This window comes from Chitinophaga sancti (genome assembly GCF_034424315.1).
GTDB lineage: Bacteria > Bacteroidota > Bacteroidia > Chitinophagales > Chitinophagaceae > Chitinophaga > Chitinophaga sancti.
Genome location: NZ_CP139972.1, coordinates 1,670,429 through 1,685,220, shown reverse-complemented (window position 1 = coordinate 1,685,220; position 14,792 = coordinate 1,670,429). Strand labels below are relative to the sequence as shown.

The 14,792-nt window shown below is 39.9% G+C and carries 11 protein-coding genes, 1 tRNA gene and 1 pseudogene; 3 read left to right on the top strand and 10 right to left on the bottom strand.

Annotation, left to right across the window (positions count from 1 at the left end):
• Positions 1 to 164 precede the first annotated feature (164 nt).
• The 3 genes from U0033_RS06315 to U0033_RS06305 form a co-directional block, all read right to left on the bottom strand.
• Positions 165 to 1,616 carry a hypothetical protein gene (locus U0033_RS06315; protein WP_072363345.1) on the bottom strand — a complete coding sequence of 484 codons (1,452 nt, stop codon included), beginning with the start codon at positions 1,614 to 1,616 and terminating at the stop codon, positions 165 to 167.
• A gap of 276 nt (positions 1,617 to 1,892) precedes the next feature.
• On the bottom strand, positions 1,893 to 2,459 hold the full coding sequence (locus tag U0033_RS06310) for a plasmid pRiA4b ORF-3 family protein (RefSeq protein WP_072363344.1): 567 nt from the start codon (positions 2,457 to 2,459) through the stop codon (positions 1,893 to 1,895).
• Positions 2,456 to 2,656 (bottom strand): hypothetical protein, encoded by a 201-nt coding sequence (locus U0033_RS06305; protein WP_072363343.1) that lies wholly within the window; start codon positions 2,654 to 2,656, stop codon positions 2,456 to 2,458. Before U0033_RS06305 ends, U0033_RS06310 begins: the two co-directional genes overlap by 4 nt.
• Before the next feature lie 1,481 nt (positions 2,657 to 4,137).
• On the opposite strand from U0033_RS06305, the gene U0033_RS06300 reads away from it, so the two are divergent.
• Together U0033_RS06300 and U0033_RS06295 are read left to right on the top strand one after the other, a co-directional pair.
• Positions 4,138 to 4,518, top strand: coding sequence for a hypothetical protein (locus U0033_RS06300; RefSeq protein ID WP_072363340.1), 381 nt, complete (start codon positions 4,138 to 4,140; stop codon positions 4,516 to 4,518).
• Positions 4,519 to 4,881: 363 nt separating this feature from the next.
• On the top strand, positions 4,882 to 5,340 hold the full coding sequence (locus U0033_RS06295; RefSeq protein WP_072363338.1) for a hypothetical protein: 459 nt from the start codon (positions 4,882 to 4,884) through the stop codon (positions 5,338 to 5,340).
• A gap of 378 nt (positions 5,341 to 5,718) precedes the next feature.
• Here U0033_RS06295 and U0033_RS06290 read toward each other — a convergent pair whose 3' ends face one another.
• The 5 genes from U0033_RS06290 to U0033_RS06270 all read right to left on the bottom strand — a co-directional run bounded on the left by U0033_RS06290 (position 5,719) and on the right by U0033_RS06270 (position 12,691).
• Positions 5,719 to 7,176 carry a hypothetical protein gene (locus U0033_RS06290; RefSeq protein WP_143150812.1) on the bottom strand — a complete coding sequence of 486 codons (1,458 nt, stop codon included), beginning with the start codon at positions 7,174 to 7,176 and terminating at the stop codon, positions 5,719 to 5,721.
• Positions 7,177 to 7,373: 197 nt separating this feature from the next.
• A complete protein-coding gene (locus U0033_RS06285; RefSeq protein ID WP_394363851.1) occupies positions 7,374 to 7,553 on the bottom strand; it encodes a TOTE conflict system archaeo-eukaryotic primase domain-containing protein in 180 nt (59 codons plus the stop codon).
• Between the two features lie 363 nt (positions 7,554 to 7,916).
• Positions 7,917 to 8,678 (bottom strand): copper chaperone, encoded by a 762-nt coding sequence (locus U0033_RS06280; RefSeq protein ID WP_072363335.1) that lies wholly within the window; start codon positions 8,676 to 8,678, stop codon positions 7,917 to 7,919.
• A gap of 8 nt (positions 8,679 to 8,686) precedes the next feature.
• The gene (locus tag U0033_RS06275; RefSeq protein WP_072363334.1) at positions 8,687 to 10,306 is read right to left on the bottom strand and encodes a tyrosinase family protein; all 1,620 of its coding nucleotides are present in this window, start codon (positions 10,304 to 10,306) and stop codon (positions 8,687 to 8,689) included.
• 1,281 nt (positions 10,307 to 11,587) lie between these two features.
• Positions 11,588 to 12,691, bottom strand: a complete 1,104-nt coding sequence (locus U0033_RS06270) for an NADH:flavin oxidoreductase (protein WP_245801814.1) — start codon at positions 12,689 to 12,691, stop codon at positions 11,588 to 11,590.
• A 132-nt stretch (positions 12,692 to 12,823) separates the two neighbouring features.
• Here U0033_RS06270 and U0033_RS06265 point away from each other — a divergent pair.
• Positions 12,824 to 12,907: transfer RNA gene (locus tag U0033_RS06265), tRNA-Leu, on the top strand.
• A gap of 577 nt (positions 12,908 to 13,484) precedes the next feature.
• Here U0033_RS06265 and U0033_RS06260 read toward each other — a convergent pair.
• Both U0033_RS06260 and U0033_RS06255 read right to left on the bottom strand, forming a co-directional pair.
• A pseudogene (locus U0033_RS06260) lies at positions 13,485 to 14,435 on the bottom strand (recombinase family protein); the annotation flags it as partial.
• Positions 14,377 to 14,643: a hypothetical protein gene (locus U0033_RS06255; RefSeq protein WP_072363333.1), complete on the bottom strand. Its 267-nt coding sequence runs from the start codon at positions 14,641 to 14,643 to the stop codon at positions 14,377 to 14,379. The gene U0033_RS06255 and the pseudogene U0033_RS06260, both read right to left, overlap by 59 nt.
• Between the last annotated feature and the right edge of the window lie 149 nt (positions 14,644 to 14,792).

Below are 14,792 nucleotides of genomic sequence, written 5' to 3'. Positions count from 1 at the left end.
AAATCAGAATTGGAAAAGGGGAAGTGTAAGGAATTATCTCAATCTAATCCCGATGAAATAATGAAGGGATATTTGAGCGCCGGAAGCAACCCGTTACAGATTTGCAGCAGTCATTTATTGCAGATCAATTACAATATTGGGAGACAATAATATTTATGATTATTTTATCTTGCCTGATCATTTATCAACATACTGATCAATTTATCCATTTCCTCGGTATTCTCCTTAGATTTACTCACCAATTTCAGCACAAGCATAGTCCGCTGTATATCCATCATATCCAATAAACTATGCTGCTTGTCTCTCAACAAATCTTCTGGCATCATTTCCAATATTCGGGCATAAAAATCAGCCATTACATAGTCTTCCTTTGAAGTATAATAGAATAGCCAGGACGTATAAAAATGCATAAATTCATTAATGTGAAATGAACTACGGTCACTATATAGCTCAAAAAGATATCTTTTTGACTTAAATACATCTGGCACTTCATCTATTCGTTCGTAAGCAATGAGGTAATCGGCATATATCGTTTTGCCTACTAAATAGTCTGGGAAAAGTCTCAAGGTTTCAAAAATTTCAGCTTCAGCACGATCAATATCGTCCAAAAGTAAATATGCATTGTACTGATAATTCCTAAACAGAGGGTTGTTTGGCCACTTTTTGATACAATCCTGGATCGTGGATAAAACTTTTTTTATCTCTTTGGAAGATACTCCTTTCTTTGTAATCTGGTTATATATCTTCTCAATAGCGACTCCCTCCTCTGGCGTCTTTATATATTCATTTTCCTCCCCGTTCTCATTCCAATCTACCCCCTTATCAGCTATGGATAGTTCATGAGTAATATCCAGCCCCCTTTCTTTCAGGCCAGGTTTCGTGATGGCCATTAAGAAGATATAAGAGAACTCTTGCAAAAACAGGCTATAATTTTCCTGGGTGAGGTCACTAATAAATGACCTCCAATCATCCTCTGTCCATAAATGACAATCCAGGAAATCATCATTCAATTCTTCATCTTCATCGTCCTCATCGTCCTCACCGAAATAATCTCCCCCTTCAATCAAGCCTTCTTCTCCTAATACGGTGTAATGATAATTCCCCTCACCAGCAAATTTTTTTAGGCAGGCTAAAGCTGACAGATTAGCATCTGAAGATGTTACAATTAAGTGAGGCAATCCATCTTTATCCCCGGTATGAATTTCTATCAAAGGAACTTTTTCATCATCCTCTTCCAGTAAATACTTTGTAATATTAACGAAATCCCGGTGCTGTGGAATATGATATTCTGATGCAAGTTCCTCTCCTGCAAATATGATGTTATGTGCCAGGGCGTATTCAATTTCTACCATTTCATTTTCCAGCCCATAGGTCTCTAACAGCTCCTCCATTTCCTCTTCATAGTGGTTAAAACCATAGAAGGTATCTTTAACACCAAGACATAACAAATCAACCAGGTAACCAGCAAAGGTGAAATTCCCATTTGTATGCTTTCGTATAATGATCACATGAGCAAACATGCTGCTATTCCAATCACCATTTACCAGACAACGATCTATTTTTAAGGTCCTGGCACGCGTTTTAATATATTTTTCAGGAGAAAGAGACTGATTCATTTTAAGTGCTATTCTATGTTTTAAACAACCTTTTGTGGATAAATCGCCAGCCCTATGCGTTAAATTTACGAATTATGGTGGAAGATATTAACCAAAGGGATATTGAAAAAAATTATTGTTCTATTTTCGTCATCACTGGTGGAGACTTATTAATCGCAAATATGTTATCAATATAGCGATCTATAAATCACAAGTCCATTAAATCGAAAGAACTTACATTGTATTCTCTACGCATGTTCTGCCGTCTTTAAATTTGAATAAAAGCCTGTAATATTATCATTTTGCTAGCAGCAACAGTCTTTTGTTTGTTTCTCTTATACTGCAAAATTCTGCGTTCCATTCTTCTCCTGCGACGAGGCCAAGCCATTGAATATATTCGGCTTTTTCCGGATGACTTTTTTTGTTTAATATTTTCACCATTTCATAATATCCAGGCAAACCACCAACATCTTCTGGCGGACATGCACCTTTTCCATCCAGACAATACGGGGCATTTAAGTCTTTTGCGAGCTTTTTTTCAAAGATGATCTGATGGTCCCAGCTATCTCCAAAATCATAGATATAGCAATAGGACTGACCTTCTTTTTTGAATATACGGCTTACCTTTGTTTTTCGTGCATCAATAGTTGTGATCTCTGGATCAATATCCTCTCCCGGGTAACCATAAAAAATTTTATCCATATAGCCAGTTTGGGAAAACTGAAACAGGTGACTGTTTTCCCAGCCGAATGCACCCTGAATTGCCATGTGTAATTGGTATAAATTATAATCGGCAGGAACGGCAATTCTTCTCCATACTAATGGATCACTTTTCTTTAATGTAATATGAAATTGGTAGATCATTTTCTCTCTTGTTTGTCTTTAACCGAAGTTTTCAGCAGCTGGTAATGTTGTTGCAAACGGCTGGCATATGCCACATCAGTATTGATAATGTCTTTGAAAATTTTGAGCCACTTTTGGGCAAATTGAGATTGAGTGGCAAATGTTGTTAATGCTGGTCCTTTCAATTCAATAAGCATTTCATCATCGCCCCCATCCATTCTTTGTAAAAAGAAAGATTTTCCCAGCCATAGCTGATTGTGGCTAAGTGTTTATCGAATGCCTGATTAACTACGTTAATATATACATTTCGACAATCACAATCCAGATCGGTGCAATACAGTTCGAGTAATGCATAAGTTCCGTGCGGAAGCCCAGTGATTTTCTCATCTACAATAGTTATCCCCCTGGTCTCCTTTTGAGCGATTTCCGGAAATAAATTACCAAATGCTGTATGCACAGTATTAAGGCTTTGATGAAACGCAAACTTCGGAAATTTTAGATAATTCTGGCAGTAATATATGGTGATGTAAATTATTATGCGATAATTAATGATTGAATAATAATGGTGTTGAAAATTAATGAGTTATGCTGTGGGCTGAATTTGTATAAAAGGGAAGACTCGCTTTAAGAGCGGGTCTTCCCTTTTATTTTGCCAGGACAGGGGAGGAAACGAACCCTATATTAAATGATTTGTCAACTCCGCATCCACTGATACTGCATTGAGTTCGCAATAAGTGTTAATTCAATTTAGCAGCATAGTTGGATCTAACATTTTTACCTATGTAGCTATTTAAGACTCGTCCAGCCCGCGCGAGTGATTTCATTTGTTCAACATGAGAGCTACCCGGATTATTATAATCATATGGGTATGTCGCCCCCGTATTAAATTGGACAGTTATTGAAGTGCTTCCAATTTCATATGAGGGGATACCTGAATCCCTTCCCAAATTTTGATAAGGTGTCATGATAATTTTTGGGGTGTTAAAAAAGCTGAATAATTACAATTTAACATCTCAAATATTATAAGTTGCACAACTAACTCCAGAATAACATTATTGTCCGAATTTCATTTATAAAACAAGAATAGTAACGAATCTCAATGAAAACAAAAACGCCGAAGGTATTACCTCTGGCGTTACACCCTTTTTCATCGTGCCCCAGTCGCGGAACGCTCTCGAACCAATTATTAAGTATGATCAGAAATTTAAAGAAAAATAAGTAAATCCTCCAGGTACAACAAATATAGAGAAGGCCCATTGCAATGGCTGGAAGGGCATCTTTATCATGTAGAAGTAGCCATGAAAAGCTTTATCCATATAGCCTTTTTTTGAAAACTTAAACAATGCTTTTCATCACCATACGTCTGTTGAAACGGACAAAGCTAAATGAATATTCTGCCTTATATATAAAAATTATGAATAATAAATTGTTGTTGCTAAATTTGTACCATTATCTTATTGGCCAATTTTATGCGTTACCAAATTCCAGCCTTTTTATACCGGGAGCAATACTGGCAAAAAGAATGATCAAGCCTACAGTCCTCTTACTATAGATTCATCTGCCACCCATATTACCCGTGTGAAATTTTTATTATGAAGAAGATACCTATATAGGCCTGAATTGTGGGGAGATCCTTTATAAGGAAGTAATGCCCGGTTTATAACAAGCAGTAATTCATTCAGACAAATAACACTATACTATGAACTACTTATTTTTATTTTGTATTACCTTATTAACAATAAGCTGTGATGCTCAGAAAAGTTCCAAAGATGTAGTAAAAGACTTCCTTTCTGCTATTGATAATTTTGATCTTATAAAAGCGAACAAGCTGCTCATTCCCAATGATGATAATCTTAAAGCATTACAAAATATTAAGAAATTTTCAGACGGTATGACTCCGTCTCAAAAGGCTAAATATATAAACAATAAAAAGCGGTATAATTATAGGGAAGATAAAACCTCAACAGCAGCAACTACAATTATTGCAACTAATACCCAGGGAGAGATGACTGTTGCCACAGTGTTTCACCTGAAAAAAGTGGGTAATCAATGGTTGATCGATAGTTTCATAAGCGATTAACCTGAAAAAACGCCTGGTTGTTAGTTGCGCAGTATTGGCAGTATCTATTTTTTATTATCGATCATAGCATTTTACGAAAAAAAAGGCGCTTATACATATGCTGGCCTGATTTCGTTTGCATACGTTTTTTGGCGAACGATTTCAGTATTGTCGATCTATCCTACAGATCCGTTGTTCGGAGATTGGGTGACAAACAGCCTGTTACTGACACTGCCTGTCAGCTGTTTAAGCCCGGGATATCCTTATGCAGCGCCGGATTCAATTTGGCCCATATTGCTGATTCAGCCAGGTGTCTTTTTTTATTGAGCTGTAATATTTTCAGGCTCTTCTTAAAAAAGAGAGTGATAAATTGATGATTGCTAAATGAAAAATCTCATGATCTGTGCGCTATTAATACTGATGGGAACATCAGTGATAGCACAGAAAAAATTATCTGCCACGGATAGCATTATTTTAAAGTTCCTGATCACGAACGGTCAGTTTTGGGATCATGCGCCGGAGGATACTACTCATTTGGCAAAGGAGTTGAATAGTGTCCTGAAGGAAAAGATAGCAGTAAAGGGTAATATCAGCATTATAGGATTTGCAGCCAATATCTCACATAGTCAAAGCTATGTCCTGTTAAAAGGAGTTACCTGGTTTACTATTATCGGAGATGATAGGATGGAAAATAATATTCTTAACCTGCAGAAGCAGCTGGATCGTTATAAGATCAGGCTGACGGATAAAGAGCGGCTGGCATGTTATGACTTATTCATTCATAATGTAATGGACAGGCCGGAAGGACCGCAGCTAATGCATGATGATGGGAGTATTAAGTAAATATTACAATAGGTTTTCAGCGTAAATGGAGCAACATATTATCAGATGCTTTCTTTTTTTCTTCGTTTGTTGCATAACAGGAAGCGAAGTGAAATTGCCGGGCAGGGAGATACCTGCCCGGACCTGCCATATGTGGTATATCCAGCTGGATCTCAGCGAGGATAGCACTTATACGTGTGCTTTGAGTATTTCAAAGCATACCAGTCACCCTTTCACTTCTTTATTACGAGTCTTTCCTCTTTAGTGTATTTTTATAGTTAGATCTGATTCTATCAACCAATTCATAATTTAAGCCACGTTTAGCATAATGTAACTCCTGTTGGATGCCCTTCCGGCTATCTCTTTTGGGCTATGTTCAGCTATTGCTTCCTGTCTGTCCTATTTAGTTGATCCTTTATGTGCAGGGCTGAATGCCCGGAATGCTTTGATATACAGCTGTAGCTTGGAACTAGTTAAGCCAATATCTGGCCTGTATACCGGTTTCCCCACTGTATCCAACAGGAAGGAGAAATCACCGGATGCATGCAGCTGTGCCACACCATGACATCCCTGGCAGCCTCCCATGGTGATTCGCTTTCCCTGGTACAACAGGTTCGTGCTATCGTTAAAGGGTGTTCCAATGCCACCGCCGTGGAAATTAGCCAATGTGGAATCAGATTCTATTACATAGTTAGCAAGGAAGTAATTGAAGGAGCTGGAATCTTTGGTAGGCTTGCCTTGTACACCAGTGAGGCGGTAGTATTGCCAGATGGACTTCGGGTTCCGTTTTTTCAATTGGTCATGTACATACTTTGTAGATTCATTTGCGATATCAGTGATGGGATGCAGGCGTTTATATGTCTGCAGTGGGCCACTATCATTCCCTTTACTATTCAGTGTCACCAGGCCCATATTAGCATCTTCTACATCTACCTGTTCAAAAGTAGCAAACACAAAAGCGGGATAATTGCGGGTTTTGTGAATGATATGCAGACCAATCAGGCCGTAAGTATCATTTACATAAATAATGCTATCTCCTCGTAAGCTATAGGTAATAACAGTACGGGTGAAGAACCTTGAGGGATCATCTTCCGTTGTCAGTCTTCTCCAGGCGGTTTTAATTTCAATACTGCCTGGGCCTGCACCCTGGCTGCCGCCACAGGGAAGGCAAAGGATGTTCTTACCGGGAGGACAATCGCAGGGAGCACCTGTTCCGTAATAAGCAGCAACGCTATCCTGGATCAAGCGGGTGGTATGGGTGGTTGCTGCCAGTAAACGGGCCTTGGTTGGATAATTATCATAAATATATTGATACTCCTGCCTGTTCACTTTTGCCTGGTAAAGTACCTGGTATTGTTGCTGGTATTTGTTCACATGCGCAAATACATCACAAGAGCCAATCTCATTATTCTCGTCCAGGTTATGGAAGAGCTTAAAACTGGTTTGTGCATTCTGCGGATAGAGCTGGTCGCCGAAGCTGTAATGAGGCGGATTGTCGAAAGGGAGCATCTTGTCGCTGTAAGGCCGTAGCTCTGAACGGTGCGCATATGTTTCCCAAACTACCAGATCAGGAAAAGGGAGCTTGTCAGACGCGTAGGACCAGGAGGTATCAGGGTAATCGCGTTTGTTATTTTTACTGTATGAGGACTTCCAGTTCAAGGCAAGGAATTCATTCCATGCAAAAGAAACCAGCTGTGCCGGCGTAGCGTTACTATCCAGTTCAACCGGGGGGAATGGACTGAATACAATACTGCTATCAAAGGAAGATGCCTGCTGTGTTACAGAAGTGGGGCTACCGCAGCCCATAAAGATCAAACAAATAATGAGAATAGCGTGGTTGTAGAGGGGGCGTTTCATAATTTTGAGGGTTAAAGGATAATTGAAGGAACTACTTTACACAAACAATATATCATTTCATAATTGTAAGATATTGAAAGTTTTTAAAGGAGTGAAATATATTTTCAGCGTCAAACTACTTTTAATTCAGGCAGCACTTAGTGGGATTAAATTGCAGCTCCCAGGCATAATCTGCTGGGTTTCCACAATCTACTCCATCAAACCGTTTGTGGCGATTTATAACACACAGCTTTCTTATAAATCTTCTTCAGCGGGATATATGACTCGTCAATAATGAGAGTAATACTTTCTGACTTTTTTGCCAGGCATGGGTTTTCAAAGAAAATCCATGCATGTACTCCATTTCCAGACCGGGATTGTTCAAGGTAGGCGGCCATGTTTTTCTTCCAACAATGAAATCAAAACTTCTGGCTGCCATTACCCCAGTTTTCATTGCAACTGATTTTGATATAATTTATAGCTATTCTTGTTTGTTTTTTAAACTACATAGTGCCCAATTTATCATATCAGCAGATGAGGTAAGCCCATCTGCTGATATGATAAGAACAATATGATCGTAGCCTACCATTAGGATAGGCTATTATTAGCAGCCACCAGAAGGGATTGCAGCTATCGATCCTATATCCTGTTTGTAGTCAATGATTGGAAAATCTGGTACGAAAAAATATAAGATTACTCCGTTCATCCGCTTGGGTAAATTAATTTTGAACAATTGCCGTAAATAAAAAGGAACCTCTCTGTTAAATATACTGTTGCTTTAGTCTTAATTGTGTTTGGGCAATAATAATCCGTGCCAGTTTTCCAGGAAAACTGATACGCCAACGTGGAACCTGAGGATGCTCCAGGTGTTCACTAAGCATTATAAAGGTGACTATGATCATAGCAAGATTGTGACCGTGCGGTAATAACATGGGAAATAACATAATTGCCCAGCCAGAACCAACACAGTATACACCGTGCATTACTCCAAAAAGTAACGCATCCTGATAGCCTTGCCATCCATATGCAGCCAGGATTTTGTGATCATGCCCACGGTTAAGGTATTGCTGTTTGATAGGAGAAAATTGCCAGATGATTGCGATGATCCCTAGCCCGATTGCCGAATAATATGAATTGGGCATCAACAGTTGAAGTCCAAGTCGTGCAATAATCATAACAATGCCCGCCATCATCCAAACCGTTGTATAGCCTAATACAAATAGCAGCGCTGACAAGAAACGACGGCGTCTGAAGCTGAACTTGTAGATGTGCTGGATGGGTGTAATCAACTTTGGAAGCATCATGGCTATGACCATCAATCCCCAGCCGACTAATTGCGATGAAAATGGATTCATATCAAGCAGCATTTTTAAGGATGTTCCAGATGGGCCTGAGTCTGAAACATGACAATGTTCTATGGTCATAATATGACCAGGATTCATTATAAGCAACACCCAAACAAAAATGCTGATGAATACGATTAGCAGATTGATTTGAATCCGGGTTCTCCTTGAAAGTTTCATAAATAATGCTAGGATTTTTTCTCTACACGATAAATTCCTATACGACCTATTCTAATTTCATCGCCATCAGGAATGGGGTTTTTAGCCTTTATCCTGATATCCAGTGAATTTAGATCAACAACATTGTTTTCGAGTTGCAGATCGTCAATGATATTGGTAATATTGATCTTGAAAGTAAGACCAGCATCACCATGAATGCCATTTTTAATCGATGCAGCGAGAAGGCCAAAAAGAGAAATGGACTTAACAAACTTTTGATTTACATAAATCGAAAGAAAGTTTGCATCTCCACCGCCTTTAACACCTTCTAGTTGAATGAAAATTTCATCAGGTATATCATTAACAGACGCTTTTAGAAAGCTCTTTGAAACTGGTTTCCACGCATTAGTATCGAGCAAAACAGTTGTATTCACTTCACCCTCGCTTAGTTTAAGTAGATCACTGCTTGCTCCCACTAATTCACTATTCGTTATCTTCGGCATTTTAATATCTTTTAAAGTTCCGATTACACCTAATTTATTCAGTCTTCCTAATATATTTTCACGCACCTTCTTCGGTGGAGTCTTATCATAAGACGTTAACGACAAATCATCATAACTATAAGAATATATAGATCCTGAGTATTTCAATTCCCTGGTATTAATTACATCTTCCGGTGAGTAATACCATGGAGTGCCGGCTGCATCCAAAGGCATGGCAAATAATGAATTGCCTTGTGATGAAGGTCCTGCCAGCCAACTGGACTCAGTAGAATTTTCGTTTTCCCCAGTTACATTCCATGCTGTCCACATACGATCAATATTCGCATGGTGCAAATAGAAAACCGGATCAAGTGCTGCTGTATCTGGTACGCCCATCAAGCCAAGCATCTTCTTATTATTTTGACCACCTACCATACCGTGTACAAAATTATGAGGATTTTGTTCAAGGTCGCCGGTTTCCGGTGAATTAGGATCGTGACTGAATTCGGTTTCGCCGCCACCATAATAATAGCCATATATGTCACCCGGACCTGGTTGGGCAGGAGTGGAATCCTCGGAAAAAATCGTATCCCATTGACATTCATCATTGGCTTCATTTTCACGATTTCCTACATCTACACGTAGTCCATACCTCTGTGGTACTAACAAAGGGTTAGGTGTATTATCAGGTAAAAACTGAGCAGTGAATGCGGGCGGAATTTTGTTCTCAGATTTATTCAGGTAATTCCAATATGGCAATGCCCAGTCGGCAGGACCATTTAATTGATTAACTATTATATCACGAAGAATGTTTTCAATTGCAACTAAATAACCTCTGTGCCAGGGTAGAAAATACCATGTACCATGCTGGCACTGGTTCCAGAAAAGGGTGATTAAATTTTGAGAGGGAAGCGTATTTAGTTGTGCAGTAGGAGAAATGTATGAGATATTTACCCAGTTCAAATAGGTGTAATCAGGGAGTGGCGGTGGAGGCGGTATCGGGTTTAATAGGAATTCGCCATGAATTGCGGCGTAGAACCACCAACTATTAGGATGATTAACAGGAAGCGACTGCATTACGTGGACAGCCTTTGCATACCACAAAAGGTCTGAATTGTCGAATGTGCCGTTGTTATTCCAGGCATTCCTTCTTGTAAATGTTGTCATGTATTATTTTATTTAGGATTAAATCGGCATTTGAATGCAAGAGATCTATATTGAATATGCTGCCAAAGGGCGAGACATACAATAGAATGGATGCAGCAGGCAAGAACGTCCGAAGTTTTCGATAGATGAATAGGGTGAAAAATGCCTATGTCATTATGCTAATCTGATAAGCTTACTTTTTTATGTCTCTGAACAAGACATTTATGCTACCTCAATTCCGATCAATGATACATCAGTATAAAGAATAGGTGAACTGTTAAATAGAGGGCCATAATGAATAATTACTTTGCGTTGTGGTTTTACAGCCATCATTTGGGTAATTGCAATTTATTACTGTTTGAGGTAATTAAAAATACCAAGTAGTTTGTATTTTTTTAGGTGGCAGAATACTTTTTCCGTCATTAACCGGATAATCGGCTAAGACAGCAAAATAGGTTTCCAGGGTACTGATTAGGATTAATGCTGTGCATATTTACGGCAAAGCGATATTGGGCTAACCGGGTTTATCCTAATTGAATTGTAACAGCAACTCAGGAAGGCTCACCAGATTATGTGGGCCCAGCTACTGAAGTAGAAAAAGAAGTTATACGCCCGCATCCAATTGACGTTTACAATCTATATAAACGATAAAGACAACTGGAAATTTTCAATAATGAAGAACAATGAGGAATTACCTGATTCATATAACCTGAATTAGGCATTGGATTAGAAATGCCTTCACATGCTGATGAAGTCAATAACATTGTAAACCGAAATGGTTATATTTTAATTCCTGAGCCAATAGACGGGTTGATGTGGACGTAAATAGCAAGAAGAAGGTGAAAGTGGAGCCACATTTTATGACAGTATCAAAATACCTTTTCATGAACTATGAAAGAAGAGTGCATTGCTGATAAGCAGGGAGAAGAACAAATTTGTAAGTACACAATATTCCTTTTGCCCCGGCATTTGCTTTAAGGACTATTTTTTGTGATGGAGAAATTCATCCATAGTTTGATATTTTAGTATTAAGAAAAAGAGGGTGACTCATTTATTGATGAGACACCCTCTTATTTCTGAAAATGGTTTTCATTACCGTTGGTGAATTCCCTCTTTCATGAATATTTTTATGTGGTTGGATCAAAAGTATTTTGAGAATATTGAGCAATTAATACATTAAAATTCTCTCCACCAGGTACCCGAATTAAATCCGGGTAATGTTACTTTTGATGCCACCTTTTTTTATGGATAATATTTTGAAAGCCTTCCATTATACCAGGGAGGCTTTGGCTTTTATAATCATTACACCAGGGTAGCCAGGGCTTCTTTACTAAAACCTTTCAGTTCAGTATTACGTTCGTCTTTAATCTTCACGACCCATTCAGCATCTGCCAGCAAAGGACGTCCTACGGCTGCGAGGTCAAAATCACCGCGATCAAAACGACGTAGCAATTCATCCAGGGAGCTGGGGGAGGAGCTTTCACCCTTGAAAGCGCCCATGAAATCACTGGAAAGGCCGATAGAGCCAACCGTGATTGTCGCTTTACCCGTCAGTTTTTTAGCCCATCCTGCGAAGTTGAGGTCATCGCCTTCGAATTCAGGTTCCCAGAAACGGCGTTGGGAGCAATGGAAGATATCGACACCTGCATCAGCCATTGGCGTTAACCATGCTTCCATTTCGGTAGGGTTAGCGGCGAGTTTGTGATTGTATTCGGTGGGTTTGAACTGGGAGAGGCGCATAATGATGGGGAAGTCTTCTCCTACTGCTTTTCTCACCTCTTTGATGACCTCAACGGCAAAGCGTGTACGATCTCCGATGGTATGACCGCCGTATTTGTCAGTGCGTTTGTTGGTGAGGGCATAAAAGAACTGGTCAATGAGATAACCGTGGGCGCCATGGAGTTCGACGGTATTGAAGCCAAGGCGTTTTGCATCAGCGGCAGCCTGGGCGAAGGCTTTTACGATATCGGCGATATCTTCTTCGGTGAGGGTCTTGCCATTGATACCTTCGGGTGCTAAAATGCCGGAAGGGCCTTCAAAAGGAGCAGAAGGTAGCCAACCAGATGGATGATTAGGTTGAATACCCTGGTGCCAGATTTGGGGTGCCATAGCGCCACCGGCAGCATGTACCTCGTCGATAACGTGTTTCCAGCCGTTGAGAGCTTCGGTGCCGTAGAAATGGGGAACGCCTGGGTATGCGTTGGAGGAGGGTCTGTCGATAACGGTACCTTCGGAGAGGATGAGGCCAACCTGGCCCTGGGCTCTGCGTTTATAGTACTCGGCTACGTTTTGGCCGGGGATCCCGTTTGGGGAGAATGCCCTGGTCATGGGAGCCATTACTATTCGATTCTTGATATTCAGCGACTTAAGTTGGAAAGGCTGAAAGAGGTTATTTGTGCTCATCATTTGGATCATTTACTTTAGCAAAGGTATCGGAAATTTCCGATATACAAATAAGCTGTAGGGAAAATAAAATTTGTTTGGAATTAGAAAAAATTACATACATTTGCAACCCGCAACTGAAGGACAGTTGTGATTGCCCAGATGGCGGAATTGGTAGACGCGCTAGACTCAAAATCTTGTTTCGGCAACGGAGTGCAGGTTCGATTCCTGTTCTGGGCACAAAGGCGGAAAGGTCGGAGTTATCTCCGACCTTTTCTTGTTTTAGGGGGTCAAGGTCCGCTCTGGACCGCGTTATCAGCTCTAGTAGTACATGAGGTTCGGCGGTTCGAAGTTGATTTTCTGAGAAAATTAGTTTTTCAGGGAATATCGAACCAATGATTTGTTTTTTGCCGATTGGGGAGGCTGTAACGTAGCGGGCGGCTATGTTTTTTATGATTTCTCCTCCATGGGATAAGTATTCCAGATAGTTATCCTTAGTTGATAGCAACTTCGTTTTCCTCCTTTCAAGTTCTTCTATCTTTCTTATTAGATCTGTCTTTATGTCCTTAAATTCTTCTGCCGTAAACTCATCATCTAATCTCATAGAACGCGCATTTTGTATTCTTTGATAGTACTTGTCAATATCGGTCTGTATGGTTCTTAATTCTAGCTCTTGTTTCTTATTGTCAGTCTGTAGGGCGGTGCGAATAATTTGACAGTAGTAGTCAATGATGGGAGCATTCACGGAAATCTTGCTTAGTTGCTTTATAAAGATCTCGTTGGCTGTTTCAGCCCGAAACCGCTCCTTGCATAGTTTGACTGACTGGCAGTGGTAATAATAGTATACACCTCCATTACCACGGGAACCACTTCCACTTAATGGTTTTCCACAACGCTGGCAGATCAAAAATCCCCTAAGAGGTAGGTGAATATCGATTTCCGTAAAGGCATTAACCCTCACCTTACGTTTTTTGCCCTTCAATACATCCTGAACGTCATCGTATAGTTGTTCTGACACAATAGGCTGATGAATCCCTTTTACGCAATGTGCTGCCTCGTTCTTGTACGCTGCAAGAAAGACTTTGCCACAATACACAGGGTTACGTACCAGGCTCCAAAACTGGCTACGCCCAATCTTTATTCCCTTCTGGTTCACCATACGTCTAAGCGTGTCAATATCCCAGATTCCCCTGGATAGCTCCTCAAATGCCCATTTAACGATATCTGCCCTTTCATTGGGAATAAGCAGCGGCTTATTATGCGCATCACGCCCATTCTTATAGCCCAATGGGGCAATGCCTAAATAGCGCCCCTCCTTCTTGGCCTTTCGCATACCATGTAAGGTATTCAATGCCCTTCTGTCATTTTCCACCTCTGGTGTAGTCAGGTAAATAGCCAACATAATTTTACTCTCCGGAATTTCCATATCCAAAGGCTGCTCTATGGACTGAGGCTCTACAGCATATTTCCTTAACCTGCCGATCATTTCATAAGCAGCAGCTACATTCCTGGAAAACCTATCCCATTTGGAGAATAAGATCAAATCCACAATACCTTTGTTCTTGCTGACTACATTTAACATCTTCTGGAATTCAGGTCTGTCAAATGTTTTAGCGGAATGATCTTCCCGGTAAACGCCGATGACCTGAATATTTTCTTTTTCACAGTAACGCATTAGTACATCTTCCTGATGAGAAAGACTGTAGCCATCAGCCTGTTCGTCTGTGCTTACCCTGGGATATAGGAATGCTTTTCGTTGAGTGATCATCATCATATGGTTTAATGTGAATAACTGGTGTATCGTTTCTTAAAGATTCTTCATAAATGGTAAGGTCAATGGCAGCTAACCGATATATGAAATCAACAATCAGGGTAACTTCCTCATCTGTATAAGCATATATATCTGCCTGTAGCAATTGTCTTGCGTCATCTAATGTTAGCTTAATGGGTAAATGGTGTTGGGCTTCCTGTTTCATGCTGATGATATATAAAACAAAGGTAGACCACCGTAAAATGCCACTTTCCCATTTAGGTTGTTTTAGGAAGAATTATGCTGAATTATGTTGAAATTTGTCGAATTATGTCAATTTATGTCACTACACTCAGTAACAAAAAATAGAACATA